Raw genomic sequence first — 12,729 nt, 5'->3', positions numbered from 1 at the left:
CACACAGCTTTATTTCATACGCGACACAACCATTACTCATGACAGAGACACCCACGGAACCCGCGAACTGGAACGCGTTCGTCGAACAGTGGAACGAGCAGTTCATGGACTCCGTCGAGGAGAACATGGAGGCACAGGCCCGCTTCGTCGAGAGCTGGGCCGAGACCGTCGAAGCGACGACCGACGACGCCGAGATGAGCGAGGGCGTCCAGGGCTATGCTCGTGCCTACGAGGCCTGGATGGACGCCTCCGAGCGGATGGTCGAACGGATGAACGACCAGTTAGAGGGCGAAGAGGTCGAGATGGAGGAGTTCCGGGACATCTGGCTCGACACCGCAAACGACGCGTTCAAGGAGGTCATGTCGACGACCGCCTTCGCCCGGATGACCGGCGAGACCGTCGGCGACCTCATGGAAGCCCAACAGGACGCCGAGGAGGCCGCCGAGAGCACGCTCTCGACGCTCGGTTTCGCCACCGAGAGCGGGGTGACGGAGGTCGGCGACCGCCTCGTCGAACTCGAGCGGCGCCAGCACGCGGTCGAGGAGAAACTCGATCGAGTTCTCGAGGAACTCGAATGAAGAACCCGTTCACGGTCGGTCTCGACATGCAGCGCCAGGCCTGGGAGGGCGCCGCCGAGATGGCCGAGAAGGCGGGCGTCGCGCCCGACCGCGCCGAGACTCTCGGCGACGCCGAAGTGGGGCAGACGCCGAGCGAGGTCGTCTACGAGGAGAACAAGCTCCGGCTGCTCCACTACGAGGCCCAAACCGAGGAGCAACACGACGTCCCGATTCTGATCGTCTACGCGCTGATCAACAAGCCCTACATTCTGGACCTCCAGCCCGACCGCTCGGTCGTCCGGCGCCTGCTCGAGGCGGGGTTCGACGTCTACATGATCGACTGGGGCGAGCCCTCCAAACTCGACCGCTCGCTCACCCTGGAGGACTACGTCACCCGCTACATCGACAACTGCGCCGACGTCGTCCGCGACCGCTCGGACCAGGACGCGATCAATCTGCTGGGCTACTGCATGGGCGGGACGATGGCGGCGATGTACGCCGCGCTCTACCCCGAAAAGGTCCGCAACCTGGGGCTGATGGCCGCCGGTCTCTGTTTCGCCGGCGACGGCGGCGTCCTCGAGCTCTGGGGCGCCGAGGACTACTACGAGCCCGGGGTCGTCACCGACACCTTCGACAACGTCCCCGCGGAGTTTCTGGACGTGGGGTTCGCGCTGATGGATCCCGTCGCGAACAACGTGACGAAGTACGTCCGCTTCTACGACAACGTCGAGGACGAGGAGTTCGTCGAGAACTTCGCGCGCATGGAGCGCTGGCTCGACGAGGGGATCGACGTCGCGGGCGCGACCTACGAGCAGTTCATCGCCGACATCTACCAGGAGAACAGGTTGATCGACGGCGACCTGTCTCTGGGCGGCGAGCGCGTCGACCTCGACAACATCGAGATGCCGGTGCTCCAGATCGTCGCCGAGTACGACCACCTGGTGCCGCCGGGAGCCTCCAAACCGTTCAACGAGGCGATCCCGAGCGACGACACTGAGGTCATGGAGTTCGCGACGGGCCACATCGGGATGTCGGTCTCCTCGCGTTCCCACGCCGAACTCTGGCCCGAGGTCTGTGACTGGTTCGAGGAGCGTTCGAAAAGCGAGACCGACGCCGAACCCGACGCGCCCGAACCCGAGGAGGTCGACGCCGGTCTCGCCGAGGACGTCGCTGGTGACGAGACCGGAGCCGACGATCTGGACGGCGAGAACGGAATCGGCGATGGCGACGAAGACGCCGATCTCGGGGACGGCGAAGCCGTCGACGAGGGCAAGGAGCTAACCGCGATCTCGGGCATCGGATCCGCCTATGCACGGCGACTCTCGGAGGCGGGTATCACGACCGTCGAGGGCCTCGCGAACGCGGACGCCGCCGACCTCGCCGCCGAGACCGGAATCTCGCCGAGCGGGCTCCAGAAGTGGATCGATCGCGCCGGCGACCGCTGACCGCGCCGATCGGGGGGGGCTCACGTCCCGCGAGACGCCACCTCGTTATTTACCGTCGGAGTTCGTTACGGTCTTTCATGGAGGGGCGAACCTGCGTCGTCACCGGATCGGCACGAGGCATCGGACGGGGGATCGCCGAACACCTCGGCCGGAAGGGCGCGAACGTCGTGGTCAACTACCGGAGCTCCGAGGAAGCCGCCCGCGAGGCCGTCGAAGCGATCGAGGACCACGGGGGACGGGCGATCGCGGCCCGGGCCGACGTCACCGACCGGGAGGCCGTCGAGGCGATGCGCGAGCGGTGTCACGAGGCCTTTGGCCCCGCGGACGTGCTCGTCAACAACGCCGGGATGACCGCCGACACCCAGTTCGTCGAGATGAGCCCCGAGGAGTGGGAGAGCGTCCTCGAGGTCAACCTCGGGGGCACCTTTCACTGCACCCAGGTCTTTTACGACGACGTCTGGAACGCGCCCGAAGGCCGGCTCATCAACATCTCGAGCGTCGTCGGCAAGCAGGGCAACTTCGGCCAGGCCAACTACGCCGCCGCCAAGAGCGGCCTCTTCGGGTTCACTCGAACGATCGCCCTCGAGCTCGCCCAGGGGAGTTCGACGGCCAACTGCGTCGCGCCGGGGTTTACGAAGACCGATATGTTGGAGAGCGTCCCCGAGACGGTCCTCGAGCGGATCGTCGCCGAGATCCCCCTCGAACGGCTCGCCGAGGTCGAGGACGTCGCCGCCGTCGTGGGCTTTCTCGCGAGCGAGGACTCATCCTACGTCACCGGCGAAGTGATCGACGTCAACGGCGGGATGGACCTCTAAAACGCATTACTCCGCGAAACGATTCGGGACGAGCGCCCGCCAGCCGGGATCGTAGCAGCACGCGAACGCGAGAGGAACGGAGACGACGATCAGCGGGGCCGTGTAGAGGGCGATCGTGAACGGGTCCGGCGGCGAGACGACGCCACCGACCAGAGCCGCGATACCGACGCCGATGCCGACCGATCCCGCAGTCCGCTCGAGGCGATCCGCGGTCTCGGCCCGGCCTGGAAGGTCCCGCCGGTGGTTCAGATACGCGGGAACGGCAACCGGACCGAGTACGAGGACGAACACCCCCCAGAGGCGCCCGTTCGCGTCCCGGGCGTTCGCGTCCGCCGCGACCGCATAGCAGAGACAGAGTCCGGCGAGTACGAGCGATCCGATCACCGCGACCCCGAGGACGAGTAGCGGTTCCGACACCATCACTCGGACCGACAGACGACCGCCGACGGGAAATAGTTTTCTTCGTAGACGTCGCGAAACGATTTAACCGGGATTCCGATCGTCGATCACACCATCCTCGGGACGGCAGACCCGATCGGGAGCTACTCGAGCGCCCGCTTTTCCTTGTCGAGTACCCGAACGTTGCCGATCTCCGTCTCGGGATACCCGCCCTCGTCCTCTTTCTCGATCGCCTTCACCATGTCCCAGACGACGTTCAGCCCCGTCGTCACCCCTTCCAACGCTTCCATCTCACAGCCCGTCTTGCCAGTGGTCTCGACTGCCACCTCGCAGTCGATCCGGTCCTCGCGGAGCTCGAAGCCGACCTCGACGTTCGTGATCGGAATCCCATGACACATCGGAATCGTCTCCCAGGTGTGTTTGACCGCCTGGATCGCGCCGATCCGGGCGGTCGCCAGCACGTCGCCCTTGCCCACCTCGTCGGCCCGGATCGCCCCGACCGTCGACTCTCGAAGGGAGATCTCGCCGGCGGCGACGGCCCGTCGTTCGCTGTCGGGTTTGTCCCCGACGTCGACCATCTGGACGTCGCCCTCCCTCGTGGTGTGGGTCAGGTCCTCGGCGTCCTCGTTCTCAGTCATCGCCGCTCACCCGGCCGGCCTCGCCCCGGATCACCCGCGGAATCTCCTCGAGCAGGTCCGAGGCGTAGATCCCGAGTCCGCTCTCGTCGCCCTGCTCGCTCGCGACGACCTCGCCGGCCCGACCGTTGACGTAGGCCGCGGCCGCGCCGGCCTCGAAGGGCTCGGCGTGCTCCAGAAGGGCCGCGGAGATCCCCGCGAGCAGATCGCCGGTGCCGCCGACGGCCATTCCGGGGACTCCGACCCGGGCGACCCGGGTGCGCTCGCCGTCGGAGACCACGTCGTCGACCCCCTTCGCGAGGACTGTGTGGCCGAGGTCGTCGGCAAACGCCTCGATCTCGTCGGTCGCCTCCCGCAGATCCGTCACCTCGGGGCCCCCCATCTCAGCGAGTTCCGCCCGGTTGGGGGTACACAGAAGCGTCGCCTCGGTCTCGACGTCCGGAACGATCGACAGCGCGTCGGCGTCGACGACCATCGGGCCCGTGTAGGACTCGAGGAAGACTCGGGCTCCTTCGAGGGTCTCCTCGGCGTTTCCGAGCCCCGGCCCCAGCACGATGACGTCGTCGTACCCCTCGGCGGTCTCGACCAGCTCCTCGGCCCGGTCGGGGGTCAGCCGGTCGCCGTCGTAGGGCTGGACGATGAGATCCTCGGCGTAGCCCTGGATCTCGCCGGCGACGATATCGGGAGCAGCGACGAAGGCAAGTTCCACGCCCGACCGGAGGGCGGCCTGGGCGGCGAGCGCCGGTGCGCCGGTGTAGGGGCCGCCGCCGATCACGAACGCCCGGCCCTCGCGGGTATCGGGGCGGGCGAGCGCGAGGTCACCGGGTCCGAGAACGCGTTCCGCGGCCGCCGGAATGCCGATGTCGGCGACCGTGAGTTCGGCGGAGAGCTCCGCCAGACCCGGTTTCTCCTCGTGGAACGTCACCACGTGATCGGCCTCGACGCCGTTGTCGGCGCTCTCGCCCTCGTCGGCGTCGAACCCCGACGGGACGTCCACGGAGACGACCGTCGCGTCGGCCGCATTGATCTCCCTCGCCGCCGTCGCCGCCGGCTCGCGGAGTTCTCCCGAGATCCCGGTGCCGAGCATCGCGTCGACGACCACGTCGGCGTCGGGCAGTTCCAGGGCCCGGGAGTCGGTCACCTCCCGGCGGTCGTAGCCCGCCTCGCCGAGGACCTCCCAGTTCTCGCGGGCGATGCCGGTGCCAATGGCGTCCTCACGGCCCAGAAGTAGCGTCGTGGTGTCGTAATCGTCGAGAAAGCGCGCCGCCACGAACGCGTCGCCGCCGTTGTTGCCCCGGCCTGCGACGATCAGTATCCTGGAACCGGGATCGGCGACCTCGCGGACGACACGCGCGATGGCGTTCCCGCTCGATTCCATCAGCTGCTTTCGCGCCACGCCCAGCGCGGCGGCGTTCTCGTCTACGGCACCCATCCGTTCGCCGGTGATCATGGCGAGGGGTTCGGCCGGCGAGGCGTTGAAGATTGTGGACGAAAGTGCAAACCGGCCCGGACACCTACCTCGGCCATGAACGTCTTCTGGCTCGACGAGGACCCCCGGCTCGCCGCGCGCTATCACTGCGACGAGCACGTCAACAAGCTGCTTCTCGATGCCGCCCAGGTGCTCTGTACCGCGGCCCGCGAGAACGGCGCCGACGCCGACTTCCTCTACGCGCCGACCCACACCGGCCACCCGATCACCCGCTGGGCGAGCGAGTCGCGGGCGAACTGGCTCCGGCTTCGCGCCCACGCCGAGGCGCTGAACGCGGAGTTCGTCAAACGCTACGACAAGGACGGCAATTACGCCTCCTGGGAGGTCATCGCCCGGATCGACGGTACGGGGATCGATTTTCCGGGCGAGGAGCCGACGGCCCGGTCCCAGGCGATGCCCGACGAGTACCGTCGCGAGGGTGACACCGTCTCGGCCTACCGGGCGTACTACGCCGGCGAGAAGGCCGACTGGGCGACGTGGGCCCACACGGAGGAACCGCCGTGGCTCGGCGAGTACGACGCCACCGACGGAGGGGACGACGCGGACGGGGAACCGACCCTCGATTCCCCCTGACTACCGCCGGATCTCGAACCCCGACTCCCCCTCGGGGTCGCCGTACTCGACCGCCACGTCGGAGACGTCGGCGGCCGGGCTGCCCTCGTGACAGAACTCGACCATCGAGTCGACACCCTCCTCGGGACCCTCGAAGACGGCCTCGACGCGGCCGTCCGCGAGGTTTCGAACCCAGCCGGAGACGCCCGCCTCGCGGGCGGCGTCGCGGGTCGTCGCACGGAAGTAGACGCCCTGTACGGTCCCGGAGACGAACACGTGTGCGCGGGTCCGGTCGGAGTCGGTCATGGCGGGCAGTCGTCGGCAGGGACAAAGAAACGCGGGGCTCCGAGTCAGACCCGGCTGACGAACGCCCCGTCGGCGCGACCGGTGGGCTCATACGGCCCGACCTCCTACGCCCGCCGATGGCTGAGATCACGTTCTACGAGCTCCCCGGCTGTCCGTTCTGTGCGAAAGTCAGGTCCAAGTTGGAGGAACTCGACCTCGAGTACGACTCGATCGAGGTCCCCCGCGCACACGGCGAGCGCGAGCAGGTCGAGGAGGTAAGCGGCCAGACCGGCGTCCCCGTACTCACTGACGAAGCCCACGGCGTCGAGGGGATGCCCGAGAGCAGCGACATCGTCGAGTACCTAGAGGAGACCTACGGCTCGGGCGCCGCGTAGGAGCGCCGAGAGGGCCAGAATCGCGGCGATTGCCAGCGCCGGGAGGTCCCGCCGCGAAAGCGAGAGCGCCGGAAGCGTCGGCTCCCAGGAGAAACACCGCGCCTCGAGCGCGAGCGAGAGTCGGTCGGCCCGGCGGAAGGTCCGCTCGAGCCCGAGGACCCCGACCGTCGTCGCCCGCTCGACGGCCCCGCGTTCGGTGCCCAGCCGGGCGGCGGAGGCCCGTTGGATCCGCCGCAGGTCCGCCCGGATCACCGGCAGGAACCGGAAGACGAGCGCGATCCCCACGCCGAGAAGCTGGCCGGGTTTTCCGGGAATCGCCCGCTGGATCGCCGCCCGCGACTCCGAGACCGGGGTCGTCCGGACGTAGGCCCCGCTCACGACGAGCACGAGCAGGACCCGGTAGGCCCCCAGCGCCGGCTCGACGGCCGCGGCGGGGTCGATCCAGGGCGGGCCGACGGCGAGCGCTGCGATCAGCGGCCCCGCAGCGAGCAGGGCGGCCGGGTAGCGAAGCGCGGCGGCCGTCCGCCGGAAGGAGAGTCCCGAAACGGCCCCGATCCCCGTAGCGACGGCGGTGAGCGCGGCCAGTCCGGCCGGCGAGGTGTGGGCGAGCGCGGCCGCCGCGAAACCCGCCTGGACCGCGAGCTTCGAGCGCGGGTCGAGCCGGTGGGCGATCGAGTCGCCGGGCGCGTAGCTCAGCATCCGGGAACCCGGACGCCGATCCCGTCGAGATCCCCGAGCCCGTCGGCCGGCGCACGGTCGAGGACGACCGCTCCCTCGGACATCCCGACGACGCGATCGGCGAGCTCGAGGACGTCCCGGAGGTCGTGGGTCGCGACGAGGATCGCGGTTCCCGAAGCCGAGAGCTCCTCGAGACGGGCGAGCACCGACCGTCGTGCGGGCTCGTCGAGGCCGGCGAACGGTTCGTCAAGGACGAGGTGGGTCGGCTCCATCGCGAGCGCGCCCGCGATGGCGACTCTCGACTGTTCGCCCCCCGACAGGGCCTCGATCGCCTCCTCGGTTCGACTCCCCATCCCGACCGCGGCGAGCGCGCGCTCGACTCGCCGATCTATCTCCTCGCGGGGGTGGCCGAGGTTCGCGGGGCCGAAGGCGACGTCCTCGCCGACGGTCGCGGCGACGAACTGGTCGCGGGGATGCTGAAAGACCATCCCGACGCGCCGGCGGACGGCCACGGGCTCGTCGGCGACGTCGTGGCCGTCGACGAGCACCCGTCCCTCGTCGGGAACCAGGAGGCCGTTGCAGTGGCCCAGAAGAGTGGTCTTCCCGCTCCCGTTCGTCCCCGCGAGCACGACGAACTCGCCGTCGCCCAGGGTGAGCGAGAGTCCCGCTATGGCGGTCACGTCGCCGAACCGGTGAGTGACGTTCCGGAACTCGATCATCTCAGACGGTGTCGATCCGGCCGGATCGAGCAATCGCGACCGCGACGACGATCTTGACGAGATCACCCGGGATCAGCGGGGCCGCGACCGCGAGGGCGGCCTCGCCCAGTTCGATCCCGACGACCCAGGCGTACCACGATACCCCGACCGCATAGAGCACGGCAGTGGCGACGAGCAACACGCCTCCCAGGTAAAGCGGGGAGAGTTCCGCCGGGTCCCGCAGGTCGCCCCCGCGGTGGATCGCGTACCCGATCAGGAACGCGGCGACCGGGAACGTGACGAGAAAACCGCCGGTCGGGCCGACGACGACGCCCGGGCCGGCGGCCCAGCCCGCAAAGACGGGTGCGCCGGCGATCCCCGCCGCCAGATAGAGCCCCATCGACGTGGCTCCCCAGTACGGTCCCAGATAGATCCCGGCGAGAAAGACGATCAGCGGCTGGAGCGTCCCCGGGATCCCGGCGATCGGGATCGCGACGATCGCCGTCGCGCCCATCAGCGCCGCCAGCAGCGCCGCGCGCGCGAACTGCCTGACGACCCGCCCCTCGACGAGATCGACCCCTTCCGTTTCGGTTTCCATACCCGCCCTCTCTCGTAAACTGAAATCAATCTTCGGTTTACGCCCTGGCGGCGGAGGACGGTTCCGAACGCGAGCGGGACGACCTCCGAACGCCTCTAGAAGTGGAGTCCGTACTCCGAGCGGAGGTGGTGGGCCGCGGTCCCCCAGGTAAAGTCGCCGCCGGGCCACCAGGTCCGCGCGTTGTTGATCCCGGCGACCAGCAGGGCATCCGGGTTCTCGGGGTCCTCGTGGAAGCTGACCGAGCCGCTGTCGCCGTCGGCGAGGTCCTCCGCGCCGCCCCACTTCAACTGGCCGCGCTTGCAGACCTCGCCGGCGTAACAGGTGACCGCGCCGACGCCGTGGATCGGTCCCGACGACCGCCCCGACAGCGCGCCGACCTTCGTGAGGGGCTCGCCTCTCGCCGCGAGGTCGGCGAGTCCGACCCGCGTGTACTGGCCGATCACCTGGGCGGGGTCGGCCCGCTCGATCCGGGAGGCCGGACGGTACCACCCCTCGGGTTCGACCCGGACGAGATCCGCCCCGGGATACCCCTCGCCGACGCTGCCGATGCGGTACACCTGGTCGCCGTGGAGGACGCCGAACTCCGCTCCGTGGTGGCTGTGCTCGCGGGCGCCCCCGGAGCCGTAGACGTGGTTTGACGTCGCGAAGAAGCGCTCGCCGCTGTCGGCGTCGATCACCGCCGGAGAGAGCGTTCCCGAGCCCACCTCCGTCACACAGAGAACGCCGCCGGGGATGCCCTCGGGAGAGAGCTCCCGGAGCTGGTAGCCCGCAGGCGTCCCGCCGCCGTCGGCGAGTTCGACCCGCGGCGAGAGCTCGTCGATCACCGAAACGTCTACGGCGAGGTCCGCCCCGCTCCCGGCGGCGACCGGCGCCACCAGCTCCTCTAGGGCCTCGCCGACGGCCTCAGTCGCGGTGACGTCGAGCGACGCCGTCGCCTCGCCGTACTCCCCCGGGACGACCGCCGCGTCGATGATCGGGTCGAGGGCGGCCTCGACGATCCGGTCCCGGGCCGAAAGCGCAAGCTCCACGCTCGCGTGCCAGCGGGGAGAGACCTCCCTCGTCCGCGGTTCCAGCGCCCCCCGCTCGGGTGCGCCGTCTGGGCGGGCGAACGCGTAGGTGATCGTCCCGAACTCGTCGTCGACGTAGTCGTCGATCCCCTCGACGAACGTGGCGCCCGCCGCGAGAGCGAGCCCGGAGCCGAGCAGCCGTCGCCGCCCGATCGCCCGTCGATCGGTTCCACCGCGGCTCTCCGTCTCGTTCACGCCCCCGTTATGGGGTGGGCCGGTATTTGCGTTACCCCGGTAATCGCCTGCCCCTCACCGCCGGCTGGCGATCAGTGCTGGTGGCCCGTCGCCTCGCCGAACGTGACGCCGAACCGGTCCTCGAATCGGTCCATGATCTCGCCCTCGGCGGCCTCGAGGTCGGGGTCGTCTGCCTCCCCGTGGTGGGCGAGATGATGGGCGCGGCTCGCAAAGGAAAGCAGGGTGACGTCGGCGACGGCCTCCGCGGACCCCTGGCCCTCCTCGGCGAGCAGGTCGACGAGCGTCGCGGGGACGGCGATCTCGTCGCTGCCCTCGTCGGTTTCGATGCTGACCGCAATCGTCTCGACGTCTTCGCTTGCCATACCGCCACCTGGACGGGCCGACATAAACCTTCTCGGGTCGCGCGACGGTTGGGGTTTATTCCGGTTCGTGACCTACGGTTCCCCCCATGCCCACGACCGAGATCGAACTCGCAGAGGAGACGGTCGAACGGCTCGACGCCCTTCGGGTCGACGACGAGTCATACGACGAGCTAATAAACGAATTGATAAATATCTACGAGGCGGGCGAGTTCACGCTGTTTCACGCCGGCAGCGAGTAGCCGGCGACCGCGGGCGGCTACTCGGTGGCGGCCGTCCGCACCGACTCCCAACGCCCCTTCGACTCGAGTTCGGACTGCAGCGCCTCGGCGTACTCTCGAGTGAGTTCCTCGGCGGCCTCCCGTTCTGCGTCCGAACCGCCACCTCCGCCGCCCATCCCGAGGGCACCCTTGAGCGAGTCAACGATCCCGCCGCCCGACCCCCGGTCGTCCCCGCCCTCAGGACCTGTGGCCCCACCCATCGCGCCGACCTGCGAGCGGACGTTCTCGAGTTCCGGAAGGATCTGCTCGACCTTCTCGGTGTTGGCGACGATCCGGGCGGCCTCGGGGTCGTCGGCGTTCTCGATCTCGAACTCCGTCGCGGTCATGATCAGGCTCCACTCCTGGTTCGAAAACCGCGAGCCGGCGATCCGCGAGGTGAACTCCCGGTCGACGGTCATCCGCTCGCCGACGATCCGGTCGGTCCAGTCACTCTCTGACATACGGTCGCTTGGAGGAGCGGCGGTATCAGGATTTCCCTCGAGCGCCCGCCGGTGGCTCGGTCCACGCGTTCGACGGCGAAACCGGTCATCGAAACGGCCGAACGAAACCCCGCGTTTAGAAGGCGCCGCCCTCGATGGAGGCGTCGGCGTGGAGGCTCTCTTTGAGGGCGTCGTGGACCTTGCAGAGCTCGAACGCGCGTTCGATCACTTCCTCGCCGGTCTCGTCGTCGACGTCGCTCTCGACCCGGATGTCGAAGGCGACCGACTCGAGCTTGTCGTCGTCGTTGAGATCGCCCGAAACGTCGATCTCGACGCGCCCGAGGTCGTCGACGCCGCGTTGCTGGCCGCCGACTCTGAGCGCGGGAACGTAACACGAGCCGTAGGCGGCGAGCAGGCTTTCGAGGGTGTCGGGAGCCGACTCGCCCTCGGCGTCGATCTCGACGTCGAAGTCGCGGATCTCGTTCGTCGCGCTGAACCCCTCCTCGGAGACGGTGGTCACTTCCTTCGTCATTGCGTCCCCACCGTCGACGCCCGGCGGGTAAACGTTTCCGCTGTGGGACAGCGGTTATCCGGGAGGGTCCCCAAGAACGGGGCGATGAGCATCGACGGCTCGGCCGACCCGGGACCGGGCGACGTGACCCTCGCGGTCACCCCTTCGGCCGTCTCCCGGCTCGAAGACCCACGGGCAGCGTTCGAGGACGCGGCAACATGGACCCACTACGTCGGCGTGCTGGGGAATCACACCGAGGAGGTCGCCGCCGTCGTCGAAACCCACGACCTCCGCCAGGACTTCGACCTCGGCGACCGGGATATCTGGCTCGCCGCCCAGGACGTCCGTGCGGCCGCCGACACCCCCCGGTACGTCCTCGTGGGCACGTCCGACGAACACCAACGGGTCGCCGGCCACACCGGCTGGGAGTTCGTTCGCGTCACCGAAGCGGCCGAAAAGGCTGACTGGGAGCTCTCGGATGGGGGCAACGAGGGGGACGAGGAGGGCCTGGTCGCGCGACTCGTGGCGGCGCTGCCCTTCTAGATCTCGAGACCTTCGTCGCCCGAAAGCGCGTGGACCTCGGCGTCGCTGCCGGCGGCCTCGACCTCCCGTTCGAAATCGGCGGGGTCCTGTTCGATGGGCGGGAACGTGTCGTAGTGGATCGGAAGGACGTGATCGACGTCGAGCCAGTCCACCGCGATCGCGGCCTGCATCGGCCCCATCGTGAAGTGGTCGCCGATCGGGATGGCGGCGGCGTCGGGCTCGAGGTAGGGACCGATCACCTCGCGCATCTCGGTCATCAGCCCGGTGTCGCCGGCGTGGTAGAACGTCGTCGATTCGTCGTCCGAAACCTGGGTGGGCTTCGTGTCGCTAATCACGAAGCCGGCGGGCGGGCCCGCCGAATACTCGTAGTCGGTCTCGATGCCGTTCGTGTGGTCCGCACGATGCATCGTGACGTAGGCGTCGCCACACTCGACGGTGCCCCCAAGGTTCATCCCCATCCCGCCGACGACCTCCTCGAAGCCGTACTCCTCCTGGGCGTAGGCGGCGAGTTCGGGCACCGCGACGAGCGTCGCGTCGGCAAACGCCCCCGCGCTTCCGACGTGGTCGGCGTGGCCGTGTGTGAGGAGGACGTAGTCGGGCTCCTCGACCTCGGCTGGCTCTACGTCCGTCTGCGGGTTGTCGAAAAAGGGGTCGATCAGCAAGCGGGTGTCGCCGACCGAGACCGCGACCGTCGAGTGGCCGTGCCAGGTGAGCTCCATAGCGGGCGGTGGTACAGTCGTGGGCTACTAAAGCGTAACCCGGCAGGACGAGACGACGATACGAAAGCGCAGTCGAGTACGCCTCCGGA

Annotated in this window: 19 protein-coding genes; 7 read left to right on the top strand and 12 right to left on the bottom strand. The window is 68.9% G+C overall.

The features are described 5' to 3' along the window. Nucleotides 1-38 precede the first annotated feature (38 nt). The 3 genes from DVH23_RS11710 to DVH23_RS11700 all read left to right on the top strand — a co-directional run bounded on the left by DVH23_RS11710 (nt 39) and on the right by DVH23_RS11700 (nt 2,817). Nucleotides 39-578: a poly(R)-hydroxyalkanoic acid synthase subunit PhaE gene (locus DVH23_RS11710; RefSeq protein ID WP_114577618.1), complete on the top strand. Its 540-nt coding sequence runs from the start codon at nt 39-41 to the stop codon at nt 576-578. Continuing rightward, complete coding sequence (gene phaC, locus DVH23_RS11705) at nt 575-2,002, top strand: class III poly(R)-hydroxyalkanoic acid synthase subunit PhaC (RefSeq protein ID WP_114577617.1); 1,428 nt, start codon at nt 575-577, stop codon at nt 2,000-2,002. Before DVH23_RS11710 ends, phaC begins: the two co-directional genes overlap by 4 nt. A gap of 77 nt (nt 2,003-2,079) precedes the next feature. Beyond that, nucleotides 2,080-2,817 carry a beta-ketoacyl-ACP reductase gene (locus tag DVH23_RS11700; protein ID WP_114577616.1) on the top strand — a complete coding sequence of 246 codons (738 nt, stop codon included), beginning with the start codon at nt 2,080-2,082 and terminating at the stop codon, nt 2,815-2,817. A 6-nt stretch (nt 2,818-2,823) separates the two neighbouring features. Here DVH23_RS11700 and DVH23_RS11695 read toward each other — a convergent pair whose 3' ends face one another. The 3 genes from DVH23_RS11695 to DVH23_RS11685 all read right to left on the bottom strand — a co-directional run bounded on the left by DVH23_RS11695 (nt 2,824) and on the right by DVH23_RS11685 (nt 5,301). Then, complete coding sequence (locus DVH23_RS11695) at nt 2,824-3,237, bottom strand: hypothetical protein (protein WP_114577615.1); 414 nt, start codon at nt 3,235-3,237, stop codon at nt 2,824-2,826. A 122-nt stretch (nt 3,238-3,359) separates the two neighbouring features. Next, nucleotides 3,360-3,854, bottom strand: a complete 495-nt coding sequence (moaC, locus tag DVH23_RS11690) for a cyclic pyranopterin monophosphate synthase MoaC (protein WP_114577614.1) — start codon at nt 3,852-3,854, stop codon at nt 3,360-3,362. Continuing rightward, nucleotides 3,847-5,301 (bottom strand): NAD(P)H-hydrate epimerase, encoded by a 1,455-nt coding sequence (locus tag DVH23_RS11685; protein ID WP_114577613.1) that lies wholly within the window; start codon nt 5,299-5,301, stop codon nt 3,847-3,849. Before DVH23_RS11685 ends, moaC begins: the two co-directional genes overlap by 8 nt. Before the next feature lie 75 nt (nt 5,302-5,376). Here DVH23_RS11685 and DVH23_RS11680 point away from each other — a divergent pair, with 75 nt between their 5' ends. Next, nucleotides 5,377-5,913, top strand: coding sequence for a hypothetical protein (locus DVH23_RS11680; protein ID WP_114577612.1), 537 nt, complete (start codon nt 5,377-5,379; stop codon nt 5,911-5,913). Here DVH23_RS11680 and DVH23_RS11675 read toward each other — a convergent pair whose 3' ends face one another. After that, on the bottom strand, nt 5,914-6,198 hold the full coding sequence (locus DVH23_RS11675; protein ID WP_114577611.1) for an acylphosphatase: 285 nt from the start codon (nt 6,196-6,198) through the stop codon (nt 5,914-5,916). It abuts the gene before it with no gap. A gap of 116 nt (nt 6,199-6,314) precedes the next feature. Here DVH23_RS11675 and DVH23_RS11670 point away from each other — a divergent pair, with 116 nt between their 5' ends. Then, nucleotides 6,315-6,572, top strand: coding sequence for a glutathione S-transferase N-terminal domain-containing protein (locus DVH23_RS11670; RefSeq protein ID WP_114577610.1), 258 nt, complete (start codon nt 6,315-6,317; stop codon nt 6,570-6,572). Here the strand turns inward: DVH23_RS11670 and DVH23_RS11665 are convergent. From DVH23_RS11665 to DVH23_RS11645, 5 genes are all read right to left on the bottom strand, one after another. Beyond that, complete coding sequence (locus tag DVH23_RS11665; RefSeq protein WP_114577609.1) at nt 6,540-7,271, bottom strand: energy-coupling factor transporter transmembrane protein EcfT; 732 nt, start codon at nt 7,269-7,271, stop codon at nt 6,540-6,542. The two genes, DVH23_RS11670 and DVH23_RS11665, sit on opposite strands and share 33 nt — an antisense overlap. Continuing rightward, the gene (locus DVH23_RS11660; RefSeq protein WP_114577608.1) at nt 7,265-7,969 is read right to left on the bottom strand and encodes an energy-coupling factor ABC transporter ATP-binding protein; all 705 of its coding nucleotides are present in this window, start codon (nt 7,967-7,969) and stop codon (nt 7,265-7,267) included. Before DVH23_RS11660 ends, DVH23_RS11665 begins: the two co-directional genes overlap by 7 nt. 1 nt (nt 7,970) lies before the next feature. Next, complete coding sequence (locus DVH23_RS11655; protein ID WP_114577607.1) at nt 7,971-8,546, bottom strand: biotin transporter BioY; 576 nt, start codon at nt 8,544-8,546, stop codon at nt 7,971-7,973. 95 nt (nt 8,547-8,641) lie between these two features. Then, nucleotides 8,642-9,808, bottom strand: a complete 1,167-nt coding sequence (locus DVH23_RS11650; protein ID WP_114577606.1) for a hypothetical protein — start codon at nt 9,806-9,808, stop codon at nt 8,642-8,644. A gap of 71 nt (nt 9,809-9,879) precedes the next feature. After that, nucleotides 9,880-10,170 carry a hypothetical protein gene (locus tag DVH23_RS11645; protein WP_114577605.1) on the bottom strand — a complete coding sequence of 97 codons (291 nt, stop codon included), beginning with the start codon at nt 10,168-10,170 and terminating at the stop codon, nt 9,880-9,882. Nucleotides 10,171-10,256: 86 nt separating this feature from the next. Here DVH23_RS11645 and DVH23_RS24245 point away from each other — a divergent pair, with 86 nt between their 5' ends. Continuing rightward, complete coding sequence (locus tag DVH23_RS24245) at nt 10,257-10,409, top strand: hypothetical protein (RefSeq protein ID WP_198667915.1); 153 nt, start codon at nt 10,257-10,259, stop codon at nt 10,407-10,409. A 17-nt stretch (nt 10,410-10,426) separates the two neighbouring features. On the opposite strand, the gene DVH23_RS11640 is transcribed toward DVH23_RS24245, so the two are convergent. Further along, complete coding sequence (locus DVH23_RS11640; RefSeq protein WP_114577604.1) at nt 10,427-10,888, bottom strand: DUF5799 family protein; 462 nt, start codon at nt 10,886-10,888, stop codon at nt 10,427-10,429. A gap of 115 nt (nt 10,889-11,003) precedes the next feature. Further along, on the bottom strand, nt 11,004-11,399 hold the full coding sequence (locus DVH23_RS11635; protein WP_114577603.1) for an OsmC family protein: 396 nt from the start codon (nt 11,397-11,399) through the stop codon (nt 11,004-11,006). A gap of 84 nt (nt 11,400-11,483) precedes the next feature. Between DVH23_RS11635 and DVH23_RS11630 the strand changes: the two genes are divergently transcribed. Next, nucleotides 11,484-11,921: a hypothetical protein gene (locus DVH23_RS11630; protein WP_114577602.1), complete on the top strand. Its 438-nt coding sequence runs from the start codon at nt 11,484-11,486 to the stop codon at nt 11,919-11,921. Here the strand turns inward: DVH23_RS11630 and DVH23_RS11625 are convergent. Beyond that, on the bottom strand, nt 11,918-12,640 hold the full coding sequence (locus tag DVH23_RS11625; RefSeq protein ID WP_114577601.1) for a metal-dependent hydrolase: 723 nt from the start codon (nt 12,638-12,640) through the stop codon (nt 11,918-11,920). The genes DVH23_RS11630 and DVH23_RS11625 overlap by 4 nt on opposite strands. Nucleotides 12,641-12,729: the final 89 nt, after the last annotated feature.

This window comes from Saliphagus sp. LR7 (assembly GCF_003344565.1).
GTDB lineage: Archaea > Halobacteriota > Halobacteria > Halobacteriales > Natrialbaceae > Saliphagus > Saliphagus infecundisoli.
The sequence above is the reverse complement of the archived record's forward strand: the minus strand, read 5'-3'. Positions and strand labels throughout refer to the sequence as shown.

Excerpts from the sequence above, each read along its gene's own strand:
- moaC (WP_114577614.1), bottom strand. The coding sequence starts at position 3,854 with ATGACTGAGAACGAGGACGCCGAGGACCTGACCCACACCACGAGGGAG.
- DVH23_RS24245 (WP_198667915.1), top strand. The coding sequence starts at position 10,257 with ATGCCCACGACCGAGATCGAACTCGCAGAGGAGACGGTCGAACGGCTC.
- DVH23_RS11635 (WP_114577603.1), bottom strand. The coding sequence starts at position 11,399 with ATGACGAAGGAAGTGACCACCGTCTCCGAGGAGGGGTTCAGCGCGACG.
- DVH23_RS11640 (WP_114577604.1), bottom strand. The coding sequence starts at position 10,888 with ATGTCAGAGAGTGACTGGACCGACCGGATCGTCGGCGAGCGGATGACC.
- DVH23_RS11710 (WP_114577618.1), top strand. The coding sequence starts at position 39 with ATGACAGAGACACCCACGGAACCCGCGAACTGGAACGCGTTCGTCGAA.
- DVH23_RS11685 (WP_114577613.1), bottom strand. The coding sequence starts at position 5,301 with ATGATCACCGGCGAACGGATGGGTGCCGTAGACGAGAACGCCGCCGCG.
- DVH23_RS11660 (WP_114577608.1), bottom strand. The coding sequence starts at position 7,969 with ATGATCGAGTTCCGGAACGTCACTCACCGGTTCGGCGACGTGACCGCC.
- DVH23_RS11680 (WP_114577612.1), top strand. The coding sequence starts at position 5,377 with ATGAACGTCTTCTGGCTCGACGAGGACCCCCGGCTCGCCGCGCGCTAT.
- DVH23_RS11675 (WP_114577611.1), bottom strand. The coding sequence starts at position 6,198 with ATGACCGACTCCGACCGGACCCGCGCACACGTGTTCGTCTCCGGGACC.
- DVH23_RS11655 (WP_114577607.1), bottom strand. The coding sequence starts at position 8,546 with ATGGAAACCGAAACGGAAGGGGTCGATCTCGTCGAGGGGCGGGTCGTC.
- DVH23_RS11645 (WP_114577605.1), bottom strand. The coding sequence starts at position 10,170 with ATGGCAAGCGAAGACGTCGAGACGATTGCGGTCAGCATCGAAACCGAC.
- DVH23_RS11630 (WP_114577602.1), top strand. The coding sequence starts at position 11,484 with ATGAGCATCGACGGCTCGGCCGACCCGGGACCGGGCGACGTGACCCTC.
- DVH23_RS11670 (WP_114577610.1), top strand. The coding sequence starts at position 6,315 with ATGGCTGAGATCACGTTCTACGAGCTCCCCGGCTGTCCGTTCTGTGCG.
- DVH23_RS11665 (WP_114577609.1), bottom strand. The coding sequence starts at position 7,271 with ATGCTGAGCTACGCGCCCGGCGACTCGATCGCCCACCGGCTCGACCCG.
- DVH23_RS11695 (WP_114577615.1), bottom strand. The coding sequence starts at position 3,237 with ATGGTGTCGGAACCGCTACTCGTCCTCGGGGTCGCGGTGATCGGATCG.
- phaC (WP_114577617.1), top strand. The coding sequence starts at position 575 with ATGAAGAACCCGTTCACGGTCGGTCTCGACATGCAGCGCCAGGCCTGG.
- DVH23_RS11700 (WP_114577616.1), top strand. The coding sequence starts at position 2,080 with ATGGAGGGGCGAACCTGCGTCGTCACCGGATCGGCACGAGGCATCGGA.
- DVH23_RS11625 (WP_114577601.1), bottom strand. The coding sequence starts at position 12,640 with ATGGAGCTCACCTGGCACGGCCACTCGACGGTCGCGGTCTCGGTCGGC.